Below are 25,731 nucleotides of genomic sequence, written 5' to 3' on the forward strand. Positions count from 1 at the left end.
ATTCAGATGCGCATTTCAAATCATATAGAATAGCCATCGTCATGAGAATTCAGTTTAAAATAAAACCGCCAATTTAAACCATAATTACAACATTGGTATTTTTACCCTGTTTTTCGCCGAAAAAAGGGCGTAAAAAAAGCCGCGCAGGCGGCTTCCATAAAGTTTGTTGCCAAACCGACTAATGCATCAATGCCTGGCTTCGCGCGCGGCGGCCATCACGTCGTAATCGAACAGTCGGTTGGCGTCTTCCTCATCATAGACGTAATGCTGGTTGCAGTAGTCGCAAACGATTTCCACGCTGCCCTGCTCCAGCAACACCTCGCCCACCTCCTGGCCGCCCAGCATCTTCAGCATGTCGCCGACGCGCTCGCGGCTGCAATTGCAGGCGAAGCTCACCGTTTCCTGATCGAACACCCGCACCGTTTCCTCATGGAACAGCCTATGCAGCACGTCCTCGGCCGGCAGGCCCAGCAGTTCGTCCGCTCTCAGCGTGGCGCCCAGCATCTGGATGCGCTCCCAGCCCTCCGGATCGCCGTGGCCTTCCGGCAGCTTCTGCAACAGCATGCCGGCGGCGGTTTCGTCGCTGGAGGCCAGAATCAGCCGGGTTTCCAGCTGCTCGGAGCGCAACATATAGTTCTCCAGCATCTCGCCTATGCTGTCGCCTTCCAGCGCCACGATGCCCTGCCAGGTTTGCGCCTTGTCCACGCGCGGCTCCAGCGTCACCACGAAGCGGCCGTGAGCGCCCAGCAAGGACTGGATGGAGGCGTCGTCGGCAATGCCTTCGTCCCACTTGGCGGTGGCGCGAATGGTGCGGTCGTTGTTGCACTCCACCACCGCCAGCTTCAGGGCGCCGGCGCCGTGAAGCTGCAGGATCAGCGCGCCGTCGAACTTGAGATTGGCGGCCATCAGCTCGGCCGCCGCCATCATCTCGCCGACGATCTTCTTCAAGGCCGGCGGATAGCTGCGGCGGGCCAGCACCTGCTGCCAGGCGCCGTCCAGCCTCACCAGCGCGCCGCGCACCGGCGCGCCGTCGAACAAAAATCGTTGCAATCTGTCTTGTGTGCTCATGCTGTGTCTTTCTTATCCTTGTCCGCCGCCAGTTCTACGGTATAGACCGTCATCGGCATCGAAGAACTGACGTCGAATTCGCAGCCGGCGCGCACGCCGATCTCGGCGATCTCGCGCGCGCTCAGCGCCTGGTCGTACACCGCGTACATCGCGCCCATCGCGAACTTGCGGCCGGAGCCTATCGCCCAGATGCGAGAGAACTCGTAGATCTCGCGCATCGGGTAAACCCCGAAAATGCCGTGACGGTTGGCGATCACCACCATCATCTGGCTGGATTCGTACGGATCTTCCTCGTCCTCTTCCGGACGCAGGTAGAAACCGTCCTTCAGCTTGGGATGCAATTTGCGGAAGGTCTCGAAAATGCCCTGGCGGCTGCTCAGGTCCTTCTTCTTCAATTCCTTCAGCGCGCCTTGCAGCACCAGATCGTGGGCGGCCGAGCCGGAGATGGCCAAATAGCTGTCCCCGTGCTGGAAAATCTTGTTGTGGAAACAATCATAGCCGGCCAGCAGCTTCTGGTCGTCGCCAAAAGTGGTCTGGCTGTCGGCGGCGATCGCGATCTGATCGCCCTTTCTTACCGCCACGATGGTAGTCATCCCTGCGCCTTTTTCGTCGATGGCGGCCCCGGGGTCGACGGCCGCGCAAAACCGCCTATTGTATCGGCTTACGCCCGGCAACCCAAGCCTTGCGCCCACGGCCGGTCCGGAAAAAGGTGGGGATCGCCGGCGCGAATCTCAAGACCGCTTCGCGGCCGCGACGGGATGACAAAGCGGGTTTTTATCGATACAATGATATTGATTCTCATTTACAAAATAGCCATGCAATTCCACGCTCAAGACTTTCCCATCGTCTGGCTGGATCGCCGCCGCCCGGATGGGCAGCAGCCCACCGACATCTTCGCCACGCTGGACCAGCTGCTGCTTCAGCAGCGCCCCTTCGTCTTCATCGCCAGGGAACCGGCCCCGACCGAACTGGACCTGCACGCGCGCATCATCCGCAAAATGGCGGCGCTGTGGGTCAAGGACAACCGACTGCAGATCCGCCAATTGATACGGGGCACCATCGTGATCGCCCCGCAGGCCGATCAACAGCTGTATCTGGACGAGTTCGCGCCGCGCTTCGAAAAGTTCTGGGGCTATCCGCTGCGTCACCGGCCGGACTGCGACGCGGCCATGAGCCTGGCGGCGGAACTGCTGGCCGGTCCGCCCGTCGCCGGCCAGGCGCTCAGGCGTCGCGCAATTCGAAATCGTGGCTGATGTCGGCGGTCTTGCCCAGCATGATGGAGGCGGAACAGTACTTCTCCGCCGACAGCCTGATCGCCCGCTCCACCGCGTCGGCCTTCAACTCATGGCCGGTCACCACAAAATGGAAATGGATGCGGGTGAACACCTTGGGCTCCTCCTCGGCGCGCTCGGCCTCGATCTCCACCCAGCAATCGCTGACCCGCTGCCGCGACTTCTTCAAAATGGTGATCACGTCGTAACTGGTGCAGCCGGCAGTGCCCAGCAGCAACAGTTCCATCGGCCGCGGCCCCAGATTCCTGCCGCCGCCCTCCGGCGCGCCGTCCATCACCACAGCGTGGCCGCTGCCGCTCTCGCCCAGGAAACACACGCCGTCCACCCACTTCAGCCTGGCTTTCATCGCTCCCACCTTTCACCGTCAAGCTATCGAAAACGGCTAGCCTAACATCCCGATTTGGGCGAACAAAGATTCACCGGTAAAATAGAAAGATTGTCCCGCTATATTCCGAGCTGCGCCCAAACATGCTGGTACTAGGTATTGAATCTTCCTGCGACGAAACCGGAGTCGCGCTGTACGACACAGACGGCGGCCTGCTGGCCCACCAACTGCACACCCAGATGGCCATGCACGCCGAATACGGCGGCGTGGTGCCGGAGCTGGCCAGCCGCGACCACATCCGCCGCGCCATTCCGTTGACCGAGGCCTGCCTGGCCGAAGCCGGCAAGACCCTGGCCGACCTCGACGCCATCGCCTACACCCAGGGCCCGGGCCTGGGCGGCGCGCTGCTGGTGGGCGCCAGCGTGGCCAACGCGCTGGCCTTCGGCCTGAACATCCCGGTGCTGGGCGTCCACCACCTGGAAGGCCATTTGCTGTCGCCTCTGCTGGCCGAGCCCAGGCCGGAGTTCCCTTTCCTGGCTCTGCTGGTTTCCGGCGGCCACACGCAGTTGATGGCGGTGCGCGGCGTCGGCGACTACCAGATCCTGGGCGAGACGCTGGACGACGCCGCCGGCGAAGCCTTCGACAAGACCGCCAAGCTGCTGGGCCTGCCCTATCCCGGCGGCCCGCTGCTGTCGCGGCTGGCCGAGGAAGGCGACCCTGCCCGCTTCACCCTGCCGCGACCGATGCTGAATTCCGGCGATCTGGACATGAGCTTCTCCGGCCTGAAAACCGCGGTGCTGACGCTGAGCAAGCAAGTGGCGGACGCCGACGGCCAGATCGACGAACAGACGCGCAAAGACATCTGCCGCGCCTTCCAGGAAGCCATCGTCGAAGTGCTGACCAAGAAATCGCTGGCCGCGCTCAAGCAGTGCGGCATGAAACGGCTGGTGGTGGCCGGCGGCGTCGGCGCCAACAAGCAACTGCGCGCCGCGCTGGACGAGGCCGCGCGCCGCCGCCGCTTCGACGTGTTCTATCCGCCGCTGGCGCTGTGCACCGACAACGGCGCGATGATCGCCTTCGCCGGCGCCATGCGGCTGCAATACGCGCAAGCTCCCGGCAGCTACTCGATCAAGCCGCGCTGGGACCTGTCCAGCCTGCCGGCGGTTTGAACCTGAAAATCTTATCGCCGCGAAACGACGCGAACAACATCAAGCATTGCGGCCAGCCTGGCCTGGCCTCGCCGGCTTTTGCCCTTGCTGACGTTTCGCGGGTTTCGCGGCCAAAACAACCATGATCCAGCTCAAGAACCTCAATCTGCGCCGCGGCCTGAAAGAATTGCTGCTAGGCGCCAATCTGACCCTCAACCCCGGTTACAAGACCGGCCTGACCGGCGCCAACGGCGCCGGCAAGTCCAGCCTGTTCGCGCTCCTGATGGGCGAACTGCACGCCGACAGCGGCGACGCGCTGCTGCCGCCGCACTGGACCATCGCCCACGTGGCGCAGGAAACGCCGGCGCTGGAACGCTCGGCGCTGGACTACGTGCTGGACGGCGACCATGAGCTGCGCCAGCTGGAACAGGGGTTGCTGGACGCCGAAGCGCGCCACGACGGCAACGCCATCGGCCATCTGCACGGCGAGCTGGCGCGCATCGACGCCTACGCCGCGCCGGCGCGCGCCGGCAAGCTGCTGACCGGCCTGGGCTTCGACGTCGACGCCCAGCAACGGCCGGTGGCCAGCTTCTCCGGCGGCTGGCGCATGCGCCTGAACCTGGCGCAGGCGCTGATGTGCCGTTCCGACCTGCTGCTGCTGGACGAGCCCACCAACCACCTGGACCTGGAAACCGTGCTGTGGCTGGAGGACTGGCTGCAAGGCTATCCAGGCACCCTGCTGATGATTTCCCACGACCGCGACTTCCTGGACAGCGTTTGCGACCACATCGTCGAAGTCGCCAACCAGGATCTGACGCTGTACACCGGCAATTACAGCCAGTTCGAAGTGATGCGCGCGGAAAAGCTGGCGCGCCAGCAAGGCGAATACGAAAAGCAGCAACGCCAGATCGCCCACCTGGAATCCTTCGTCAACCGCTTCAAGGCCAAGGCCTCCAAGGCGCGCCAGGCGCAGAGCCGGGTCAAGGCGCTGGAAAAGCTGGAGCGCATCGCGCCGGCCCACGTGGCCTCGCCGTTCGACTTCCACTTCGACAGCCCGGACAACCTGCCCAACCCGCTGCTGAAGCTGGAACAGGCCGATGTCGGCTACGGCGACGCCACCATACTCGGCGGGCTCAACCTATCGGTGGAGTCCGGCGCGCGCATCGGTCTGCTGGGCGTCAACGGCGCCGGCAAGTCCACCCTGGTCAAACTCTTGTCCGGCGACCTCCCCCCGCTGCGCGGCGAAGTCGTCAACGCGCAAACGCTGAAGATAGGCTATTTCGCCCAGCACACGCTGGAAACCCTGCGCGAAGACGAAACGCCGCTGCAACACATGCAAAGACTGGCGCCCACCACGCGCGAACTGGAGCTGCGCAGCTTCCTCGGCGGTTTCAACTTCCGCGGCGACGCCGCCACCGACCCGGTGGGCCCGATGTCCGGCGGCGAGAAGGCGCGGCTGGCGCTGGCGATGATAGTCTGGCAAAAGCCCAATCTGCTGCTGCTGGACGAACCCACCAACCACCTGGACCTGGAAATGCGCCACGCGCTGACCATGGCGCTGCAGGACTTCAGCGGCGCGCTGATCGTGGTGTCCCACGACCGCAGCCTGCTGGAAGCCACCACCGACGTTTTCTGGCTGGTCAGCCACGGCAAGGTGCAAGCCTTCGACGGCGACCTGGAAGACTATCGCCAATGGCGGCTGACCCTGCTGGCCGACGCCGGCAAGCCCTCGTCCGGCGACGCCCAGGGCCTGAACCGCAAGGAACAGAAGCGCCAGGAAGCGGAAGCCCGCCAGCGGCTGTCCCAGCTGCGCAAACCGCTGCAGAACAAGCTGAACAAGCTGGAAAAGGAGTTGGACCAGCTCAGCGCGGCCAAAGCCGAGCTGGACGGTTTCATGGCTTCCGCCGACGCCTACGAGGACGCCAACCGGCAAAAGCTGGCCGACGCGGTGCGCCGCCAGGGCGAAGTGGCGACCCGGCTGGCCGAAGTGGAGGAAGCCTGGCTGGACGCCCAGGCCGAACTGGAGGCGCTGGAACAGGCGGAATGACGGCGGCGACGGCCGGGGTTTTCCACAGCAATCGCCGGATAACTTTGTGGATAACCCCGGCTGGACGCCAAAAAAACTTTTGCAATTAGCCACTTGCCTCTTACGCTTATAAAAAAGGCAAAACCCGGGAACTTTCCCACCTTGCCAATGGGCAAATCTGGTGACAGCATGTGGATAAAACCGGCAACTCCATGATTGCAAAACACAAATGACTGCCGCCCATTTTTTAAGCAAGACCGCGTTCCGCCTCCCCCGCCGCCACGCCCGCCTGTCGCCCATCCGGCTCGTTCTGCTCGCCGGCCTGCTGCTCGCCGGCGCAGCGGCCGCGGAAGCGCCCATCCGGCTCAACACCCACCAGCAAGCGCCGCTGTCCTTCCGCAAGGACGACGGCGACGCCGACGGCCTGGCGGTGCAAGTGGTGCAATGCGCGCTCAAGCAACTGCAGCGCCCCTACTCCATCGCCTTCCTGCCCTGGCCGCGCGCGCAGTGGCAGGTGCAGCACCAGCAGGCCGACGCCTTCTTCACCGCCACGCCTTCGGCGGAGCGCGACGGCTACGCGGTGTTGTCCGCGCCCATCCTGCCCTACGAGCGACGCTGGTATCTGCTGAAGGACAATCCGCAGACCCCCACCAGCAACGACTTCAAGCGCCAGGGCCGCACCGCCGCCTTCAACGGCTCCAATATGGACGACTGGCTGCGCGAACACGGCTACCAGCTCACCTCCACCCCGCCCAACAGCGAGCAACTGGTGAAAATGCTGCTGAACCGCCGCGTCGACGCCATTCTCGGCAACGCCTACGTGGTGGACGCGCTGATCGTCAAGATGGGCGTGCAGGAACAGCTGCGCAGCGAGCTGGCGCAAAGCCTGCCCTTCGGCGTCTACTTCGGCAAAGCCTTCCTCGCCCGCGAATCGCCGCAGTTCCTGACGCAATTCAACCGCGCGGTGCAGGCCTGCCGCGCCAAATGAAAAAGCCGCCAGAAATGGCGGCTTTTGTTGGCACCGGGTCTTGACGGATCAGACCGGCGCCGGCTCCTTCATCAGCAAGGCGCTCAACTCCGCCAGCTTGCGCTTCAGTTCGCGACGGTCCACCACCATGTCCACCGCGCCCTTGCTCAGCAGGAACTCGGCGCGCTGGAAGCCTTCCGGCAGCGTTTCGCGCACAGTCTGCTCGATCACGCGCGCGCCGGCGAAGCCGATGCGCGCCTTGGGCTCGGCCAGCACCACGTCGCCCAGGAAGGCGAAGGAAGCGGACACGCCGCCCATGGTCGGATCGGTCAACACCGAGATGAACGGCAGTTTGGCGTCGGTCAGCAGCTGCAAGGCGGCGCTGGTCTTGGCCATCTGCATCAGCGAGTTCAGGCCCTCCTGCATCCGCGCGCCGCCGGAAGCGGCCACGCAGACGAAGGGCGCCTTGGCTTCCACCGCGGCGCGCACGCCGCGCACGAAGCGCTCGCCCACCACCGAGCCCATGGAGCCGCCGATGAATTTGAATTCAAACGCGGCCACCACCACCGGCATCGATTCGATGCTGCCCTGCATCACCACCAGCGCGTCGTCCTCGCCGGTGTCGCCCTTGGCGGCGGTCAGGCGGTCCGGGTACTTCTTGCTATCCTTGAACTTCAGGATATCCACCGGCTTGACCTCTTCGCCCAGCTCGCGACGGCCTTCTTCGTCCAGCAGCAGGTTCAGACGTTCGCGCGCGGTCAGCGGATGGTGGTGATTACACTTGGGACACACCTGCAGATTGCTCTCCAGATCGGTGTAATACAACACGGCTTCGCATTCCGGGCACTTGCTCCAAAGCCCCTCCGGTACCGCGGAAGGTTTGTCGGCGCGGTTGTCGCGCTTGATCTTCGGCGGCAGGAGCTTGTTCAACCAGCTCATGCTGACTCCTTGATTCTTGGGCCCGCCGCCAAACGGCGGGCACAGTAAAACGGGGGCTGAGCCCCCGCAGTGTTCTATCGGATGGCGGCCTTCAGTTCGGCCACCAGACGGGTTAACCGCTCTTTGGCGGTTTCGGGTGTCGCCGCCTCAATTTCCTGCACCAAACGGCTGCCCACCACCACCGCGTCAGCGGCGGCGGAGATAGCCTTGGCGGTCGCGCCGTCGCGAATGCCAAAGCCGACGCCGATCGGTACGGTCAAATATTCTCTAAGGGCAGCAATTTTACGCGCTACGTCGTCAATGTCCAGATGCCCGGCGCCGGTCACCCCCTTCAGAGACACATAATAGACGTATCCGCGCGCCAGTTTGGCGATTTCCGCCACACGTTGCGGCGGCGTGGTGGGCGCGATCAGGAACACCGGATCCAGGCCGTTGGCGATCAAGGCCGCCGACAGATCGGCGGATTCCTCCGGCGGGCTGTCCACGGTCAGCACCCCGTCGACGCCGGCGGCCTTGGCCGCGACGGCGAAGTCCTGGTAGCCCATGGCGAACACCGGGTTCAGATAGCCCATCAGCACCACCGGGGTGCGGTCGTTGTCGCGACGAAACTCCGCCACCAGCTGCAGCACCTGGCGCAAACCCACTTTGTGGACCAGCGCGCGCTCGGAAGCGCGCTGGATCACCGGGCCGTCGGCCATCGGATCGGAAAACGGCACCCCCAGCTCGATGATGTCGGCGCCGCCCTCCACCAGGCCGTGCATCAGCGACACGGTCAGCTGCGGCGACGGATCGCCGGCGGTGATGAAGGGAATCAGCGCCTTGCCGCCGGCCAGCGCTTCAAAACATTGGGCGATACGTGACATAGCGCCTCCTTACAGGGTGATGCCGGCGAGGCCGGCCACGGTGTTGATGTCCTTGTCGCCGCGGCCGGACAGATTGACCAGAATCACCTGGTCCTTGGCCATTTTCGGCGCTTCCTTGATGGCCCAGGCCAGCGCGTGGCTGGACTCCAGCGCCGGGATAATGCCCTCGAAGTGACAGCAGTCGTGGAAGGCGCGCAAAGCCTCGTCGTCGTTGATCGCCACGTAGTCCGCGCGGCCGATGTCCTTCAGATAGCTGTGCTCAGGCCCCACGCCCGGATAATCCAGGCCGGCGGACACCGAATGGGTTTCCACCACCTGACCGTTCTCGTCCTGCATCAGATAGCTCTTGGCGCCGTGCAGCACGCCCAGCGGCGCGCCGCCGGAAATCGGCGCCGCGTGCTTGCCGGAGGCCAGGCCCAGGCCGCCGGCCTCGACGCCGACCATGCGCACGCCGTCCACGCCAATGTACGGATAGAACATGCCGATGGCGTTGGAGCCGCCGCCGACGCAAGCCACCACCACATCCGGCTGCCGGCCGATGACTTCCGGCATCTGCACCTTGGCCTCTTCACCAATTACCGACACGAAATCGCGCACCAGCATCGGATAGGGGTGCGGACCGGCCGCGGTGCCCAGGATGTAGAAGGTGCTGTCGATATTGGTCACCCAGTCGCGCATCGCCTCGTTCAGCGCGTCCTTCAGCGTCTTGGAGCCGGATTCCACCGGCACCACGGTGGCGCCCAGCAGCTTCATGCGGAACACATTGGGCGACTGGCGCTTGATGTCCTCGGCGCCCATATACACCACGCACTCCATGCCGTAGCGCGCCGCCACGGTGGCGGAGGCCACGCCGTGCTGGCCGGCGCCGGTTTCGGCGATCACCCGCTTCTTGCCCATGCGTCGCGCCAGCAGCGCCTGGCCGATGGCGTTGTTGATCTTGTGCGCGCCGGTGTGGTTCAGATCTTCGCGCTTCAAGTAAATCTGCGCGCCGCCCAGTTGCTCGGACCAGCGCTTGGCGTGGTAAACCGGGCTGGGGCGGCCAACGTAGTGCTTGAGCTCGTGGCGGAATTCTTCCCAGAACGACGGGTCGGCCTTGACGCGAGCGTACTCGTTTTTCAGCTCGTCCAGCGCCGCCATCAAGGTTTCGGCGACATAGACGCCGCCATGCGGGCCAAAATGGCCCTGGGCGTCCGGCAGGTCATAACGATCCATGTCTAACTCCTGATATGAATGCCGCCATTCTGGCGACATCTTTGATTCCTTTGGACGCCTCCACACCGCTGGAGACGTCGACCGCAGCCGGGCGCACCTGCGCCACCGCCGCCGCCACATTGTGTTCGTCCAGGCCGCCGGACAAAATCAGCGGCAACGGCAAGGCCTTCGGCAACAACCCCCAGTCGAAGGTGGCGCCAGTGCCGCCGTGCGCGCCCTCGACGAAGGCGTCGCTCAGCACCGCGCGCGCGTCCGGATATTGCGCGGCGATCTCGGCCAGGTCCACGCCCGGCTTCACGCGCACCGCTTTCAGATAAGGCCGCTGGAAAGAGCGGCAAAAGGCCGCGTCCTCCTCGCCGTGGAACTGCAGCATGTCGATCGCGCATCCCGCCAGCACTTCGCGCACGTAGTCCGGCTCCGGATTGACGAACAAGGCCACCACGCTGACGAAGGGCGGCAGCGCCGCGATCACCGCGCGCGCCTGCTCGATGCCGACATGGCGCGGGCTTTTGGCGTAAAACACCAGGCCGATGGCGTCGGCGCCCAGCCGCGCGGCCTCGGCGCCGTCTTCCGGCCGGGTAATGCCGCAAATCTTGATTCGGGTCGTGCCGCCCACGCTTATCTCCACAAAGCCAGTCGCGCGGCGTCCGCCTGCGACGGCAAATCGTATGTTTCCGGGTAGCCCACGCCGGTCAGGTACAAGCCGTCCGGCATGAAGGTGGGCGGCGCGAAGGTGCGGTCTCGCGCCGCCAGCAAACCCGCCATGTCCTCGGCGCGCAAAGCGCCCTTGCCGACGTAAACCAGCGCGCCGACGATATTGCGCACCATATGGTGCAGAAAGGCGTCCGCCAGCAGATCGAAGCGGATCAGGCCGTCCTGCTCGCTGATGTCCAGCCGCTGCAAATCCTTGAGCGGCGATTTGGCCTGGCATTCCGAAGCGCGGAAACTGGAAAAATCATGCCGCCCCAGCAAATGGGCGGCCGCTTCCCGCATCGCCGCCACGTCCAGCGCTTGATGAAACCAGCCCATCTTGCCGGCCAGCAGACAGGGCCGCACCGGGCTGGTCAGCAGGAAATAGCTGTAACTGCGGGAAAACGCCGAAAAACGGGCGTGGAAATCTTCCGGCACCTCGCGCGCCCACACCACCGCCACCTCCGGCGGCAGCAAGGCGTTGACGCCGCGCACCCAGGCGTTCAGCGGCCGCTGCGCCGGGCTGTCGAAATGCACCACCTGCATCGCCGCGTGCACGCCGGCGTCGGTCCTGCCCGCGGCCACGGTGCCGATGTCGGCCGCGCCGGCGATCTGCACGATCGCCTGATTCAATCTGTCCTGCACCGTATTGCCATGCGGCTGAGTCTGCCAGCCGGCGAACGCCCGACCGTCATACTCGATGCCGAGCGCTATCCTCATGCCCACACCTTCTTCACACACCGACGCGGCCCGCCGCGTCGTTTCAGCAATAAAGCACTCACTCTACCTTATCCTGCCCGGTTTGCGCCATGACCAAACGATGACGTTTGCTGCGAACGCACGAGAAAAGCGGCCAACCACGGCATAAGACGCCTTCGACGCAAAACAAAGGGGCCGGCTCGCGTCAAGCGCGCCGGCCCCTTCCTCTTTCGCGTGCGCGACGGACGCCTTAGCGGCCCGCCTCCTTCATCAAGGCGTCCGCGGTTTCCTTGTCGCCCATCTCCAGATACAGCTTGGCCAACTCCATCTTCTCCTCGTCCGGGCTCGCCGCGGCCGCCGGCGCAGGAGCGGCGGGCGCAGGCGCTGGCGCTGGCGCGGCCGCAGGCTCGACCGCCGCGGGCGGCTGCGCCGGCGCTTCCGCCGCCGGTTCGGGCTTGGCCTGGGCGAACAGCGGGTGGCCGGGCGCGACGGTCTGGCCGATCTCGCACACCCTCATCCATAAGGTGCTGTCCTTGCCGAACACGCCCTTGGCGGTGGTGGCCTCGGCGATGAACATCTGCTTGTCCTGCTGAGTGGACAGCACTTCCAGCAGTTTGTAGCGCAGATCCTGCCGCATCGGCTCGTGAGCCAGTCCTTCGCGCAGGATTTCCAGCGCCTGGTCGTCGCGGCCGTAGGCCAGGTAGACATCGGCCTCCGCCACCCGGTCCACCGAGGACAAATCGATGCCGTCGCCCTTCTTCAAGGAGCTCATCAAGGTCGTCAACGGTCCCAGCATCGAAGCGCCGGTGGCTGTGCCGCTCAAGGCCGGCGCGGCGGGCTCGACCTTGCCGCCGCCCTTGCGCTTGCGCCGCGCCAGCAGCAGGGCCACCAGGCCCAGCGCCGCCGCCGCGCCGCCCAGCTTCCAGCGCATAGACTCGTCGGACAAGATCGCGCCCAATTCGTCCGTCCAGCTATCGGCCGCCGTTGTGGCCGGCGGGGCATGGCCTTCGGCGGGCTTGACCGCCGGTGGCTCATGCGGCGCGGCGGGTTCGGCATGCGGCTTCTCAGCGGGCTCCGGCATCGCCGCCTGCGGCGCAGAGGCCGCCGCGACCGGCATAGAACTGACCGCCGCCACCTTGGGTTCCGGCTTAGGCTCCGGCTTGGTCTCGACTTTGGGCTCCGGCGCGGCCTCGGGTCCGGGCTCCCTTTCCGCCGGTGCCGGCGCGGGAGCGGCGGCCTTGGCCGCCGCCTGACGCTGGTAATCCTGGATTTTCTGTTCCAGCGCCTTGGCTCGCTGTTCGGCTTGCTGCAAGGCCTGGTCCTGCCGCTGCAGCATCTGCTGCAAATTCCGCTCCTGCTGCGACGGCGCGGCCGCTGGCCGCGTGGTTTCTCCGGCCGGAGCCGGTTTGGACGCCTCTTTGGCGACAGGCGGATGCGCCGGCTGGAGCGGCGCGGCTGGTTTGGCCGTCGGCGCGGCCTCTATGGGCTTATGCTCCTGCGCTTTGGGTTCCGGCTGCTTGTGCTCCTGCGGTTTGTGCTCCGGCCTCGCGGCCTCCGGCGGCTTGCGTTCCGGCGGCTTCTGCACCGGAGGCTGATGTTCCTGCGGCGCGCGCGCCTGGGGTTTGCTTTCAGGCTGCGCGTTCTTCTGAACCACGTGAGCCTCGGGCGACGCGGCCGGCCGCTTTGGCTCCGCGGCCCGGACAACGCCCTGCCCGCGCAATTGCCATTCCGCCGGGTACTCCAGGGCCACGCCGGCGCGCAGGCGATTGGCGTCGCCGGAGATAAAGGCCTCGGGATTGTCCTCGAGCAACTGCTGCGCCACCGCGCCCGCCTCGCCGCCACCGCGCACGCGGCTGGCGATGCCGGACAGGGTGTCGCCTTTCAGCACCCGATACACTTTCAAACCCTGCGTTTTGGCGGCGGAAGCCGGTTTGACCGCCGAATGGGGGTCCAACAACACCGAATAGTTTTTCTGCGCCTTGAGCTTGCCCGCCGCCACTTCCAGCCGGAAGGCCAGCATCGGCTCGGTCACCGGCTGCTCCGTGCGCAGCTGCACATTGAAGCGGCCTTTAGCCACTTTCTCGACATGAGGCACGATGGAGGCCACCAAGCGCATCTGCTGAGCGCTGGGCTCCCCCTGGGCCGCCACCGCGAACAAGGCCAGACGCGGCGGCTCCGCCTGATCCAGGGCGCTGCCCTGCAAGGTCAGCTCCAACAGCAAGGGCTCGCCCAGACGCGAACGCAATCGGGCGTCGCTCAGCCCCAGCGAATCCAGCCGCGGCGAGACATCGACGCCGGCCAGCGGCTTCTTGCCCTCCTCCCGCGCCGGAGCGGGCTTGTTGCGCGGCCCGTCGCGGCGATAGTCCACCTCGAACTCGCGCACCAGCCGGCCCGCCGGCCAGCTCAGATCCACGGCGAAACGCAGCAGCGGCTCCGGATAGCTGGCGGCGCCCTTGACTTGGATTTTCTGAACATTGCCGTCCGGCTTGCGGACAATGGAAAACTGCAGGCTGCCGGCGGAATTGCTGTACGTGGACAGCAGCGGATAACGGTTGCGGTCGGCCAGCCCCACCAGCACATTGTCGGAAGGCTCCTCGTCCACCACAGGGATCTCCGCCAGGAAAGGCTCTCCATCGGCGGACAACACCCGGATCGGCCCCAAGCCGGCCGTAGCGGCCGCCGCCAGGCCCAGACCGGCCAGCAGCGACGCGATTTGACTCATGCGTGTCTTGAAAGACATGAACGAATTTCCCCACCCTCATTCTTCGAAGCCGTCGCGTCGCCGCTCACCAGGGCTGGCGACCGGATCGTAAACAGGCTCTTATAACGTTTTAATTATTGCAACGAAACAACACAACAGCCACTTAGCGAAGATAAATCGAGCATCCGCGCCTCATTGCATCCTACAGATGGCCAAAAAAGCCACACATTGACCTGTTTTTCGCCTAAAAAACCACGCGGCGGCGCCGGATCGTCAAACGGCGGGAGGAGTCGCCCCATCCCGCCGCGCATCGTCTCCGCCTGCCGCTCAGGCGCTGATCGTGGCCAGCAAGGCCTCGGCCTCGGCCTTGAGCGGGCCTTGCGCCTCCGCGATCAGGTCCTGCAACACCTCTTTGGCCCCGTCGCGGTCCCCCATGTCCAGGTAGACCTTGGCCAGATCCAGCTTGGTGGCCAGCGGATCGTCCAGCACCGACATGCCTTCGGCCTGCGCCGCCGGAGCCTCCGCTTCGGCGGCCGGCGTCTCCGCCAGCATGTCCTCGTACAGGGACTCGAACCCTGCCGGCTGGGCAGCCGGCGAGGCCGGCGCTTCGGCGGCCGCCGGCGCTTCCGCCGCCATGCCTTCCAGATTGAAGTCGAAGTCCAGCAAATTGTTTTCCGCCGGCGCCGCTGGCGCGGCCTCCGCCTTGGCTTCCTCCGCCGGCGGCGTCATCTCCGCGTCCAGATCGAAGTTGAGCAGATTGGCTTCTTCCGCCTTCTTCTCCGCCTCGCCCTGGGGCTCGTCGAACAAGGCGGCCAAGGGGTCGTCCTGCGGCGCGGCCGCTTCCGGCGCGGCGGTCGGTTCGAACGGAAGAGCCGGCTCCGACTCCGGAGCCGCCGCCGGCCCGGACTCGCCGAACAGCTCCTTGTCCAGATCGATGCCGCCCGGATTGGACGCCGGCGCGGGCGCGGCCTCGATGTCCTCGCCCTCGCCGTCCGACAGATAGAGCGAGTTGGTCGGGTCTATGGAGCGCCCCATCGCCGCGGCCTTGGCCCATATCGGCCCATGGCCGTCGAAGGTGGCGTGCATTTCCCGCGCCAGCTTTTCAAAGCTGGCGACGTCCGGCCGCGCCGCGTAGATTTCCATCAGCTTCAGCCTCACCTCCTGGCGCGACGGATCTTTGGCCAGCGCGTCCTTGAGGATGTCCTCGGCCTGAACGTCGCGGCCGTAGGCGATGTAGACCTCGGCTTCCGCCACCGGATCGACCTCGGCCGCGTCGATGGCGCCGGCCGCCTGGGTGAAATTGCTCATGAAGGAATGGCCGCCGCCCACCGACGGCGGTTCCATGCCGGAAGACGAGCCGCGGCTCAAGGCGGCGCTGGTATTGTTGGCGGACAGCGACAAGGGCTTGCCGCCCTTGCGCCGGCGCGCCAGCAGCAGACCCAGCGCGCCCAACAGGCCCACGCCGGCCACGCCGCCGCCCACCAGCGGCAGGTGATCGATGATTTTGTCCAGCAGCGAAGGCTCGGGAGGCGGCGGAGGCGGCGCCGCCGGCTTGGCCGCGGGTTTGTGTTCCGCCGGAGCGGGCTTGGCCGCGGGCGCCGGGGCCGGCGCGCTGGCGGCGTGCGCGGGAGCGCTGGCGGGCTCGGCCGCCGCCGCGGCCGGAGCGGAACTGGGACTGGCCGCCGGCAAGGGCTTGCCCGCCTGCAGGGCCTTCAGTTGCTCCTCCAGCGCGCTGATGCGCGCTTCCGCGTTCTTCAGCGCCTGCTCGCGGGCCGCCACTTGCTGTTCAAGATCGGTCAGCTTGCCGCCGCCCGCCTCGCTGGGCACCAGCTTCAGCACATCGGAGCCGGCCTTGGCATCGCCCGCCGGCGCCGCGGGCTGGCCGCCCAGGATGCTGGCCACCTGAGCGGCGCTCAGGGATTTGATCTTGCGGCTGGTCGGCACTTTCAGCACCGCGCCCAGCTTGAGGCGGCTGACGTCGCCGTCGATGAAAGCGTCCGGATTGGCCTGGGCCAGAGCGGCCATGGTCTGGTCCAGCGTGGCGCCGCGCGGGCGCACCTTGCCGGCCAGGCCGCGCAGGGTGGAGCCGGACTTCACTTTGAGAATGCCGGGCTGCGGCCGCGCGATGGGCGCGGCGTTGCCGCGATAGCGGCTGGACAGATTGTTGTCGGCGTAACTGGGCACGTCCTGCACGATATTGGAGGACGGCGAGGCCATCGAGTAGTTGCTGGGATCCAGCAGCACCGTGTATTCGCGCACCGCGCGGCCGGAGGAGGTCTTGGCCTCCACCACGAAGCGCAGATAGGGATCGTTGATCGGCCCGGAAGAACTGATGCGTATCATCGCTCCGCGCGAGCTGGGCGCCACGCTGAAGCGCAGCGAGGACAACACCGTGGCGTAATCGACATTCAAATCCTGGAACGTGTCCGCCCCGGCCAGCCCTATTCTGGCGCTTTCCAGCTCCGCCGCCCGCACCCCGGTCAATTCGATATCGGCGCGAAACGGCTCGCCCAGATTGGACCTGACGTTGATTTTCCCCAGCCCTGCCCAGGCGCTGGCGGAGCAGGCCAAAGCCACCGCCAGAACGCCGATTCTGATTTTTGCCTGATGTGTCACTGTCAACCTTCCGGCACGGTTTATCTTGATTTTATTTGCGCTGGCCCCAGCGGGCGCAGACGGTAACTGTTGCAATCTTAGGCCCTGCCGCTGTTTTTAGCTAGATTTCATAATGACGCCGTTTGCGCTCGATTTCCGCCGCCGCCATGAAACAGGGCGGCACTCTCGCGAATGCCGCCCTCTGTCCGCGCCGCGCGCGGCTTCAGCCAAACAGCTGAAATCAGATCAAGCCATTCTGCCTTAACAGGGTTTCGGCGATATTCACGCAATTGAGCGCCGCGCCCGCTTTCACATTGTCGGCAGCCAGCCAGAAACTCAGCGTCCGGCCCTTGCCGCGCAAGCGGCTGACCCACACCGCCTCGTTGCCGGTGGCTTCCATCGGCGTCACATAGCCGCCCAGCTTGTCCGCGGCCACCACTTGCAAGCCTGCCGCAAGCAGGCGTTTGCGCGCTTGCTCCATGTCAAATTCATGTTCGAATGCCGCGTTCACCGCCCAGGCGTGGCCGAAGAACACCGGCACCCGCACGCAAGTGGCCTCCACTTGCAGCTGCGGCAGCGCCAACAGCCGCGTAAGTTCTCGCTCCAGCGAGCGCTCCTCTTCGGATACGCCGTCGGCGTCCAGCGCGCCGATCTGCGGCAGCACGTTGAAGGCGATGCGCTTGTCGTAGACCCGGCTTTCGGCCTCGCGCTGGGAGAACAGCGCCGTGGTCTGGTCCGCCAGTTCCTCCATCGCCGCCTGGCCGCTGCCGGACACCGATTGATAGGTGGCCACCGAAACGCGCTGCAAGCCCAGCGGACGCAGCGCCGCCAGCGCCAGCGCCAGCGGCGTCACCGTGCAATTGGGCACCGCGGCCAGCGCGGCTTCGCCGGCGTCCGCCAGCAGCGCGCCGTTGATGGCGGGAATCACCAGCGGCACGCTGTCGTCTTCGCGGAAGGCGGAGCTGAAGTCCACCACCGCCGCGCCGGCCGCGCGCGCCTGCGGCGCGTATTCGCGCGCCAGTTCGCTGCCGGCGGCGAAGATGGCCAGCGCCACGTTTTCAAAGGAGAAACCGTCGATGGGATGCACGTCCAGCTCCAGGTTGCCGTAGGCGGCGGTTTCCCCTTCCTTGTCCGCCGCGTCCACGGCGAAGACGCGGGACACCGGCAACTGGCGCTGGGCCAGCAGCTCCAATACGGCTTGGCCCACCAGGCCGGTGGCGCCGACAACGGCAAGCTGAATAGAATTCGACATCGCTTTACTTTCTCAATCAATCATTTCAAACAGAATACCGCGCGCAAAAAAAGGGCACGTCTCAGTGCCCTTGTTCGCATCGCCGCGCGCTTGGCGCGCGGCTCGGCAGTAGGAACCCGTCAAAGCGGGCCCCAGGCTGCCGCCATTCTACCCTGTCAGCGCTCGATCAGGATACGCAACATGCGGCGCAGCGGCTCGGCCGCGCCCCACAACAGTTGGTCGCCCACGGTGAAGGCGGACAGGTATTCGCCGCCCATCGCCATCTTGCGCAGGCGCCCCACCGGCGTGGCCAGCGTGCCGGTCACCGCGGCTGGGGTCAGTTCGGCCATCGAGGCCTCGCGGGTGTTGGGAACCACCTTGGCCCAGGGATTGGCGGCGGCCAGCATGGCTTCGATCTCGTCCAGCGGCACGTCGCGCTTGAGCTTGATGGTCAGCGCCTGGCTGTGGCAGCGCATCGCGCCCACGCGCACGCACAAGCCGTCCACCGGCACCGGATTGGCGGAGCGGCCCAGGATCTTGTTGGTTTCCACGCCGCCCTTCCATTCTTCCTTGGATTGGCCGTTGCCCAGGTCCTTGTCTATCCACGGAATCAGGCTGCCGGCCAGCGGCACGCCGAAATTCTGGCTGGGGAAATCGTCCGCGCGCAGGAAGTCCGACACTCTGCGGTCGATGTCGAGGATGGCGGAAGCCGGGTCCGCCAGCAGGCCGGACACCTGGGCGTTGATCGCGCCCATGCCGGACAGCAGTTCGCGCATATTCTGCGCGCCGGCGCCGGAGGCGGCCTGGTAGGTCATGGAGGTGGCCCACTCCACCAGATCGTTCTGGAACAAACCGCCCAGCGCCATCAGCATCAGCGACACGGTACAGTTGCCGCCGACGTAGTCCTTGACGCCGCGCGCCAGGCCCTGCTCGATCACAGTCTTGTTGACCGGATCCAGGATGATGATGGCCTTGTCTTCCATGCGCAGCGCGGAAGCCGCGTCCACCCAGTAACCGTTCCAACCGGCGGCGCGCAGCTGCGGATAGATGGCATTGGTGTAATCGCCGCCCTGGCAGGTGACGATCACGTCCATGGACTTGAGTTCGGCGATGTCCTTCGCGTCTTTCAGCGCCGGGGTGTCGCGGCCGATGTCGGGGGCTTTGCCGCCCACATTGGAGGTGGTGAAGAACACCGGCTCGGCGATCACCGCAAAATCGTTCTCTTCGCGCATGCGCTGCATCAGCACGGAACCCACCATGCCGCGCCAGCCAACAAAACCTACTCTCACTGGGGTTTCTCCTGGTATCTGTCTGTCAAATCGTCGCGCCCGCCTGCGCGGCGGGCTGCTGTAATGTTGTCACCCCATTGTGCAGCGCGGGAAAGCGTCAGGCAATGGGGTATTTCGTTTTTATTGTATTCAAATCAGAACAGACGGTTCGCCCGGCGCAAGCCGGGCGAAGCGCCGCCGCTTACAGCGCGGACACCACCGCATCCCCCATCGCCGAGCAGCTGACTTTTTCGCAGCCGGCCTCGTGGATGTCGGCGGTGCGCAGACCGCGCGCCAGCACGGTCTTCACCGCGTTTTCCACCCGCAGCGCCGCGTCTTCCAGGCCGAAGGTGTAGCGCAGCATCATCGCCGCGGACAAGATGGTGGCCAGCGGATTGGCCAGGTTCTGGCCGGCGATGTCCGGCGCCGAGCCGTGCGAGGGCTCGTACAGGCCCTTGTTGTTTTCGTCCAGCGAGGCCGACGGCAGCATGCCGATGGAGCCGGTCAGCATCGAGGCCTCGTCCGACAGGATGTCGCCGAAGATATTGCCGGTCACCATCACGTCGAACTGCTTGGGATTGCGCACCAGCTGCATCGCCGCGTTGTCCACGTACATATGGGACAGCTCCACCTGCGGATACTCCTTGGCCACGTCTATCATCACCTCTTTCCAGAACTCGGTGGTTTCCAGCACATTGGCCTTGTCCACCGAGCACAAGCGCTTGTCGCGCTTCATCGCGATGCCGAAGGCGACATGGGCGATGCGGCGCACCTCGCCCTCGCTGTAGCGCATGGTGTTGTAGGCCTCGCGCTCGCCCAGCTCGTTGACGGCGATGCCGCGCGGCTGGCCGAAGTAAATGTCGCCGGTCAGTTCGCGCACGATCATGATGTCCAGGCCGGACACCACCTCCGGCTTCAGCGTGGAGGCGTTGGCCAGCTCCGGGTACAGGATGGCTGGCCGCAGATTGGCGAACAGGTTCAAATCCTTGCGGATGGCCAGCAGGCCGCGCTCCGGCCGCAGCGGACGCTCCAGCTTGTCATAGGCCGGGCCGCCCACCGCGCCCAGCAGCACCGCGTCGGATTCGCGGCACAGCTTCTGGGTGAATTCCGGATACGGCTGGCCAAAGGCGTCGTAGCCGGCCCCGCCCAAGGGCGCCTGCTCGGTTTCGATCGGCAGGCCGTCCTTGCGCAGCACTTCCAGCACGCGCTGCGCCTGGGCGATGATTTCCGGACCGATGCCGTCACCCGGCAGAATGGCGATTTTCATGGTGTTTTCCTTTTCAGTCTTGATGACCGCGCCGGGTCAGCCGCTCAACCAGCGCCCGCTCGCAACATTTGAATACGATATAAGCCGCCATCGCGGCATAACCGGACGCCAGCAATTCCAGCAACTGGCGCAGCGCGCCGTCCATCGCCGCCTGCCAGCCGGCGTCCAGCCACAGCTTGAAATTCAATTGCAACAACAGGGCCAGGTTGACCGTGCCCGCGCCGAACACCAGAAAGCTCAAGCCCAGCAGCACGAAAGCCCAGCAGGGATGGCGATGCAGCCAGGCCATCGCGCCGCGCCGGTCCTCGCCGCGGGCGACGCTCATCTGCCGGCCCACAGCACCATCACGTCGGAACTGAAACTGCCGTCCGTCTCGATGGCGAAGTAATCGCGCACCTCGCTGCCCATCCGCTGTTGCAGCAAGCGGACGGCAGCGGCCATCTCCGGCGGCGTGCGCATGCGCGCGGTCCAGGCGTCGAAGGCCAGCCGCAGCCGCTGACGGCGCAAGCTGTCCACCGCGAAACCGGCCTCGGCCAGCATCGTCAGCCATTCGCCGGCGCTGTAATTGCGCACATGGCTGGAATCCTGCAACACTTCCACCGCCTGCAAATGCGTGTCCAGCAGGGGCTGCCCCGGCGACATCACGTCTATCAGCGCCAGCCGGCCGCCCGGCTTCAACACCCGCCGCGCCTCGCGCAGCGCCAGGCCAACGTCGCTCCAGTGATGGGCGGAATAGCGGCTGAACACCAGATCGAAGTCGCCGTCGGCGAAGGGCAGCCGCTCCGCCGCGCCCTGGCGCGTGCTCAGATTGTCCAGGCCGCGCCGGGCCGCTTCCGCCGCCACCACTTCCAACATGGCGGCCGACAAATCGTAAGCCACCACCTCCCGCGCCGCCTCCGCCACCTGAAAGCCGACATGGCCGGCGCCGCAGCCCAGGTCCAGCACCCGCGCCGCGCCATGCTCCGCCGCCGCTTGGCGCAGTTCGGCGAACTCCGCGCCTTCCGCATGCACCTGGCTGCTCAGATAGGCGGCGGCCTGGCCGCCGAACTGCTGCTCGACGTGCTGTCTATGCCCGTGGCCACCCTGCTGTAGCGTGCTCATCCCGCCTCCTCCGCTCCCGTCGTTCAGGCGAACAACCACGGCTGCTCGCCGCGGCGCTTGGCTTCGAAAGCCTTGATCTCGTCCGCATGCTGCAAGGTCAGACCGATCTCGTCCAGGCCGCCCAGCAGGCAATGTTTGCGGTGCTCGGTGATGTCAAAGGAGAACAGCTGCCCGACCGGCGTGCTCACCGTCTGCGCCGCCAGGTCCACCGTCAGCTGATAGCCCTCGGCGGCCGCGCATTCGCGGAACAGCTGATCCACCGCGTCCGCCGCCAGCACGATGGGCAGCAGGCCGTTCTTGTAGCAGTTGTTGAAGAAGATGTCGGCGAAGCTAGGCGCGATCACCACGCGGAAGCCCTGGTCGTCCAAAGCCCACGGCGCGTGCTCGCGGCTGGAGCCGCAGCCGAAGTTCTCGCGCGCCAACAGCACCTGCGCGCCTTGATAACGCGGCTGATTGAGCACGAAGTCCGGGTTCAGCGGCCGCTTGCTGTTGTCCATGCCCGGTTCGCCGTGGTCCAGATAACGCCATTCGTCGAACAGATTGGGACCGAAACCGGAGCGCTTGATCGATTTCAAGAACTGCTTGGGAATGATGGCGTCGGTATCCACATTGGCGCGATCCAAGGGACAGGCCAAACCGGTCAGGGTGGTAAATGCTTTCATCGTCAATGCCGTTTCCGGGCGCTAGCGCCCGCCTTCAATTAGAGAGTGCGTGACGGAGGAACCGCCCCGGCGTCCGCCGGGAGCGGGCCGCCGCATCACATTTTGTTGGACACGTCCTTGGCGGCGTTTTCAATCGCCTGCCCGCCCTTGGACACATCCTGGCCCACGCCCTTCACCGTATTGCAAGCGCTCAGGGTCAGCGCGGCCAGTACCAACAACAGCAGTTTTTGCATGATTCTCTCCTTGGAACGGTTACAACGAACGCACATCGACGAAATGACCGGTGACGGCGGCGGCCGCCGCCATCGCCGGGCTGACCAGATGCGTGCGGCCGCCCTGACCCTGGCGGCCCTCGAAATTGCGGTTGGACGTGGACGCGCAGCGCTCGCCCGGCAACAGGCGGTCCGCGTTCATCGCCAGGCACATCGAGCAGCCCGGCTCGCGCCACTCGAAACCGGCGGCCAGGAACACCTGGTCCAGCCCCTCGGCCTCCGCCTGCGCCTTCACCAGGCCGGAGCCCGGCACCACCAGCACCTGCTTCACATTGGCGGCCTTGTGGCGGCCCTTGGCCACGCTGGCGGCCTCGCGCAAATCCTCAATGCGGCTATTGGTACAGGAGCCGATGAAGACGATGTCCACCGCGATGTCGTGGATGGGGGTGTTGGCCTGCAAGCCCATATAGCTGAGCGCGCGCTCGATGCCGCTTTTCTTCACCGGATCGCTTTCCCGCGCCGGGTCCGGCACCGCGCCGTCAATATCCACCACCATCTCCGGCGAAGTGCCCCAGGTCACCTGCGGCAGGATCTCCTCGGCGCGCAACACCACTTCCGCGTCGAAAGCCGCGCCCGGATCGGAACGCAAGGTGCGCCAATACGCCACCGCCTGCTCCCACTGCTCGCCCTTGGGCGCGAACGGCCGGCCCTTCACATAATCGATGGTCTTCTGATCCACCGCCACCATGCCCGAGCGCGCGCCGGCCTCGATCGCCATATTGCACAAGCTCATCCGGCCTTCCATCGACAGGCTCTCGATGGCCTCGCCGGCGAACTCGATCGCATAGCCGGTGCCGCCGGCGGTGCCGATCTTGCCGATGATGGCCAGCGCCACGTCCTTGCCGGTGATGCCGCGGCCCAGCTTGCCGTCCACCCGCACCAACATATTCTTGGACTTCTTGGCCACCAGGCACTGCGTGGCCATCACATGCTCCACCTCGGAAGTGCCGATGCCGTGCGCCAGCGCGGCGAAAGCGCCGTGGGTGGAAGTGTGGCTGTCGCCGCACACCACCGTCATGCCCGGCAGCGTGGCGCCTTGCTCCGGCCCCATCACATGGACGATGCCCTGGCCCTTGTCCTTGAATGGAAAATACGCCAGCGCGCCGAAGGCCTTGATGTTGGCGTCCAGCGTTTCCACCTGCTGGCGCGAGATCGGGTCCTTGATGCCCTCGTCCCAATGATCGGTGGGCGTGTTGTGGTCCGCGGTGGACACCACCGAATCCACGCGCCACAGCGGACGGCCCGCCAGCTTCAGCCCCTCGAACGCCTGCGGGCTGGTCACCTCGTGCACCAGGTGGCGGTCGATGTACAGCAAGGCCGTGCCGTCCGCCTCCTGGCGCACCACGTGGCTGTTCCATAATTTGTCGTACAAGGTCTGTGCGGTCATGGTGTTTGCTCGAATCCGGTTATTCAACTTGAGACTGCCGCCGACGCCGCGGGTTTCCGCGCATCGGCCACAGGACTTTGTTCCGTGGACTTATCTTGGAGCCAAACTTTCCCGGCAACAAGCCAGTTGCTTATACTAGTAGCGATACTAATACCCAGAGCCCTACGCCCATGACCGCCAGCAAAGACATCGCGCCGCTGGGCCAATTCATCCGCGCCCACCGCGAGCGGCTGAGCCCGGAACAAGCCGGCCTGCCGCCCGGCCAGCGCCGCCGCGCCAAAGGCCTGCGCCGCGAAGAAGTGGCCGCGCTGTGCGACATCAGCACCACCTGGCTGACCTGGATAGAACAAGGCCGCACCCAATCCGTGTCCGCCCCCACCCTGGCCCGGCTGGCCGAGGCCTTGCGCCTGACCGCCGCCGAGCGCGACTACCTGTTCAACCTTGCAGGCCTCAAAGACCCGGAACCGGAATGGCGCGGCCCGTCCGAACAGGCTAAGGCGCTGTTAAAGCAGGCCACCGCCCATATCGACTCCCCGGCCTACGTGCTGGATGCCGAATGGCGCGCCGTGGCCTGGAACCCGCCGGCCCAAAGGCTGTTCCGCGACTGGCTGGGCCGGCCGGACGCCAGCCGCAGCCTGCTGGACTTCATCTTCCTGGCCCCGGAAGCGCGCAGCTTCATCGACCAATGGGCGGAGCGCGCCGGCCGCATCGTCGCCGAGCTGCGCGCCGATCTCAGCCCGCGGCTGAACCAGCCCGCCGTGGCCGCGATGATTGCGGAGCTGGAAGCGAAAAGCCCGGAATTCCGCCAATACTGGCAGCAGCAAGACGTCCAGGGCCGCGAGGGCGGCAGCCGCGTGTTCCACCACCCCAGCGCCGGCCGCATCGAGCACCAGCAAATCACCCTCAAACTGGCCCAGGCGCCGGAGTACAAGCTGGTGATGCTGCTCTGAGCGCATGCCGGGGACATGGCCATTTCTTTATATTGAACGCTCCCGGGTTTGGGCACACTGCGCCGCACCAACAAAAAGGCGGCGCTAAACGCCGCCCATACCGCCTCAGGAGCACTTATGAAAATTTCCGACCTATTGCTCAGCTGCATTCACCCTCGCGGTTCCGCGGACCCGGACACCCCGCCGCAAACTGCGCTGGCCGGCGAACTCAAACGCGCGCAGAACAGCGACGCCAACGCCGCCCTGCTGCGCGCCGCGCCCAGCCCAAGCGCCGCCCGCTCCCGCGCCCACGACAGCGCGCTGAACCAGGCCAGACGCCGCTTCGCCACTGCCGCGCCGGCCGGCGTGGACCCGGCGTTCAAACCCGCCCAGCAACGCTTCGCCCACTGGCTGAACCAGCAACCGCTCAATACCTGGCGACAACTGCTGCACAATCACCAAGCCCGCGAAGTGCACGCCTTCATCGACGCCCACACCGAAGACATGGTGCGCCGCGACCTGGCCAGGACGCCCGGTGCGGACGCCAAAGCCCTGATCCAGGCTTACCGCGAAGCCATGATCGCCGCCGCCGCCCAGCTCCACCCGCAACAAGCCGAGCGCTTCCGCCAGGGCGGCGTCAGCACCCTCAGTCAGCAACTGGAGCAACTCAGCCAGCAGGCAGGGCTGGACTGCAGCAATAAACGCCCACTGCAACAGCAGGCGCTGCACGAGCTGATCCGCGCCACCGCGGACCAAATAGCCGACGCGCTGGAGCAGACCAAACCGCAACTGCTGCGCAAAGCGTTGGAACAGGCCAGCAACGCCTATCAGGCGCACCCGGCCGCCACCCGCCGGCAAGCCGCTTGCCAGGCCGCCGCCCAGACCTTTGCCGGCGAACGCGAAGCCAATGACCAGAACACGCTGGGGCTGTCTCTGCGCCGCGCCGGCGGCACCCGCCTCAGCCGCCGTCATTACGACTCCATCCGCCTGAGCCGGGAAACCTTCGCCCAGCGCCGGATCACCCTGGGCAAGCGCGCCAACTAAGCCCGTTCTTAAGCCCCCTCCCAGCGCCCGCCGCATCGCCGGCGG

General features: G+C 65.8%; 24 protein-coding genes. 6 read left to right on the forward strand and 18 right to left on the reverse strand.

All coding sequences use genetic code 11. The annotated features are described in order from the left end of the window. Positions 1 to 186: 186 nt before the first annotated feature. Together hslO and VK98_RS00675 are read right to left on the reverse strand one after the other, a co-directional pair. On the reverse strand, positions 187 to 1,068 hold the full coding sequence (hslO, locus tag VK98_RS00670) for an Hsp33 family molecular chaperone HslO (RefSeq protein WP_048412182.1): 882 nt from the start codon (positions 1,066 to 1,068) through the stop codon (positions 187 to 189). Next, complete coding sequence (locus VK98_RS00675) at positions 1,065 to 1,661, reverse strand: MFS transporter (protein ID WP_048412183.1); 597 nt, start codon at positions 1,659 to 1,661, stop codon at positions 1,065 to 1,067. The genes hslO and VK98_RS00675 overlap by 4 nt, the downstream gene beginning before the upstream one ends. A gap of 222 nt (positions 1,662 to 1,883) precedes the next feature. On the opposite strand from VK98_RS00675, the gene VK98_RS00680 reads away from it, so the two are divergent. Continuing rightward, positions 1,884 to 2,321 (forward strand): hypothetical protein, encoded by a 438-nt coding sequence (locus VK98_RS00680; protein ID WP_048412225.1) that lies wholly within the window; start codon positions 1,884 to 1,886, stop codon positions 2,319 to 2,321. On the opposite strand, the gene VK98_RS00685 is transcribed toward VK98_RS00680, so the two are convergent. Then, positions 2,290 to 2,706: an OsmC family protein gene (locus VK98_RS00685; protein WP_019102622.1), complete on the reverse strand. Its 417-nt coding sequence runs from the start codon at positions 2,704 to 2,706 to the stop codon at positions 2,290 to 2,292. The genes VK98_RS00680 and VK98_RS00685 overlap by 32 nt on opposite strands. A gap of 122 nt (positions 2,707 to 2,828) precedes the next feature. Between VK98_RS00685 and tsaD the strand changes: the two genes are divergently transcribed. From tsaD to VK98_RS00700, 3 genes are all read left to right on the forward strand, one after another. Further along, positions 2,829 to 3,854: a tRNA (adenosine(37)-N6)-threonylcarbamoyltransferase complex transferase subunit TsaD gene (tsaD, locus tag VK98_RS00690; protein WP_048412184.1), complete on the forward strand. Its 1,026-nt coding sequence runs from the start codon at positions 2,829 to 2,831 to the stop codon at positions 3,852 to 3,854. A 121-nt stretch (positions 3,855 to 3,975) separates the two neighbouring features. Further along, positions 3,976 to 5,880 carry an ATP-binding cassette domain-containing protein gene (locus VK98_RS00695; protein ID WP_048412185.1) on the forward strand — a complete coding sequence of 635 codons (1,905 nt, stop codon included), beginning with the start codon at positions 3,976 to 3,978 and terminating at the stop codon, positions 5,878 to 5,880. Between the two features lie 208 nt (positions 5,881 to 6,088). Next, positions 6,089 to 6,847: an ABC transporter substrate-binding protein gene (locus VK98_RS00700; RefSeq protein WP_048412186.1), complete on the forward strand. Its 759-nt coding sequence runs from the start codon at positions 6,089 to 6,091 to the stop codon at positions 6,845 to 6,847. 48 nt (positions 6,848 to 6,895) lie between these two features. On the opposite strand, the gene accD is transcribed toward VK98_RS00700, so the two are convergent. The 15 genes from accD to leuC form a co-directional block, all read right to left on the reverse strand. Beyond that, complete coding sequence (gene accD, locus VK98_RS00705; RefSeq protein WP_048412187.1) at positions 6,896 to 7,765, reverse strand: acetyl-CoA carboxylase, carboxyltransferase subunit beta; 870 nt, start codon at positions 7,763 to 7,765, stop codon at positions 6,896 to 6,898. A 74-nt stretch (positions 7,766 to 7,839) separates the two neighbouring features. After that, a complete protein-coding gene (gene trpA, locus VK98_RS00710; protein ID WP_048412188.1) occupies positions 7,840 to 8,628 on the reverse strand; it encodes a tryptophan synthase subunit alpha in 789 nt (262 codons plus the stop codon). A gap of 9 nt (positions 8,629 to 8,637) precedes the next feature. Further along, complete coding sequence (trpB, locus tag VK98_RS00715) at positions 8,638 to 9,840, reverse strand: tryptophan synthase subunit beta (RefSeq protein WP_048412189.1); 1,203 nt, start codon at positions 9,838 to 9,840, stop codon at positions 8,638 to 8,640. Continuing rightward, positions 9,827 to 10,462, reverse strand: coding sequence for a phosphoribosylanthranilate isomerase (locus VK98_RS00720; protein WP_369700239.1), 636 nt, complete (start codon positions 10,460 to 10,462; stop codon positions 9,827 to 9,829). Before VK98_RS00720 ends, trpB begins: the two co-directional genes overlap by 14 nt. Then, entirely contained in the window at positions 10,459 to 11,250 is a 792-nt protein-coding gene (gene truA, locus VK98_RS00725) for a tRNA pseudouridine(38-40) synthase TruA (RefSeq protein ID WP_048412191.1), read from the reverse strand. Before truA ends, VK98_RS00720 begins: the two co-directional genes overlap by 4 nt. A 229-nt stretch (positions 11,251 to 11,479) precedes the next feature. Further along, positions 11,480 to 13,951, reverse strand: a complete 2,472-nt coding sequence (locus tag VK98_RS00730) for a FimV family protein (RefSeq protein WP_053077155.1) — start codon at positions 13,949 to 13,951, stop codon at positions 11,480 to 11,482. A gap of 306 nt (positions 13,952 to 14,257) precedes the next feature. Beyond that, positions 14,258 to 16,546, reverse strand: a complete 2,289-nt coding sequence (locus VK98_RS00735; RefSeq protein ID WP_231589181.1) for a FimV/HubP family polar landmark protein — start codon at positions 16,544 to 16,546, stop codon at positions 14,258 to 14,260. A 220-nt stretch (positions 16,547 to 16,766) separates the two neighbouring features. Continuing rightward, positions 16,767 to 17,777 (reverse strand): aspartate-semialdehyde dehydrogenase, encoded by a 1,011-nt coding sequence (locus VK98_RS00740; RefSeq protein WP_048412193.1) that lies wholly within the window; start codon positions 17,775 to 17,777, stop codon positions 16,767 to 16,769. 155 nt (positions 17,778 to 17,932) lie between these two features. After that, complete coding sequence (gene asd, locus VK98_RS00745; protein ID WP_048412194.1) at positions 17,933 to 19,045, reverse strand: aspartate-semialdehyde dehydrogenase; 1,113 nt, start codon at positions 19,043 to 19,045, stop codon at positions 17,933 to 17,935. 181 nt (positions 19,046 to 19,226) lie between these two features. Then, positions 19,227 to 20,291: a 3-isopropylmalate dehydrogenase gene (gene leuB, locus VK98_RS00750; protein ID WP_048412195.1), complete on the reverse strand. Its 1,065-nt coding sequence runs from the start codon at positions 20,289 to 20,291 to the stop codon at positions 19,227 to 19,229. Positions 20,292 to 20,304: 13 nt separating this feature from the next. After that, positions 20,305 to 20,616: a hypothetical protein gene (locus VK98_RS00755; protein ID WP_043592100.1), complete on the reverse strand. Its 312-nt coding sequence runs from the start codon at positions 20,614 to 20,616 to the stop codon at positions 20,305 to 20,307. After that, the gene (locus VK98_RS00760; RefSeq protein WP_048412196.1) at positions 20,613 to 21,392 is read right to left on the reverse strand and encodes a class I SAM-dependent methyltransferase; all 780 of its coding nucleotides are present in this window, start codon (positions 21,390 to 21,392) and stop codon (positions 20,613 to 20,615) included. The genes VK98_RS00755 and VK98_RS00760 overlap by 4 nt, the downstream gene beginning before the upstream one ends. Before the next feature lie 23 nt (positions 21,393 to 21,415). After that, positions 21,416 to 22,054 carry a 3-isopropylmalate dehydratase small subunit gene (leuD, locus tag VK98_RS00765; RefSeq protein ID WP_048412197.1) on the reverse strand — a complete coding sequence of 213 codons (639 nt, stop codon included), beginning with the start codon at positions 22,052 to 22,054 and terminating at the stop codon, positions 21,416 to 21,418. A 95-nt stretch (positions 22,055 to 22,149) separates the two neighbouring features. Further along, a complete protein-coding gene (locus VK98_RS23045; protein ID WP_081544472.1) occupies positions 22,150 to 22,287 on the reverse strand; it encodes an entericidin A/B family lipoprotein in 138 nt (45 codons plus the stop codon). A gap of 19 nt (positions 22,288 to 22,306) precedes the next feature. Then, the gene (gene leuC, locus VK98_RS00770; RefSeq protein WP_048412198.1) at positions 22,307 to 23,713 is read right to left on the reverse strand and encodes a 3-isopropylmalate dehydratase large subunit; all 1,407 of its coding nucleotides are present in this window, start codon (positions 23,711 to 23,713) and stop codon (positions 22,307 to 22,309) included. Positions 23,714 to 23,883: 170 nt separating this feature from the next. On the opposite strand from leuC, the gene VK98_RS00775 reads away from it, so the two are divergent. Beyond that, positions 23,884 to 24,663, forward strand: coding sequence for a helix-turn-helix transcriptional regulator (locus VK98_RS00775; protein WP_048412199.1), 780 nt, complete (start codon positions 23,884 to 23,886; stop codon positions 24,661 to 24,663). A gap of 117 nt (positions 24,664 to 24,780) precedes the next feature. Beyond that, positions 24,781 to 25,686: a hypothetical protein gene (locus VK98_RS00780; protein ID WP_048412200.1), complete on the forward strand. Its 906-nt coding sequence runs from the start codon at positions 24,781 to 24,783 to the stop codon at positions 25,684 to 25,686. Positions 25,687 to 25,731: the final 45 nt, after the last annotated feature.

It is taken from the genome of Chromobacterium sp. LK11, from assembly GCF_001043705.1.
Lineage (GTDB): Bacteria > Pseudomonadota > Gammaproteobacteria > Burkholderiales > Chromobacteriaceae > Chromobacterium > Chromobacterium alkanivorans.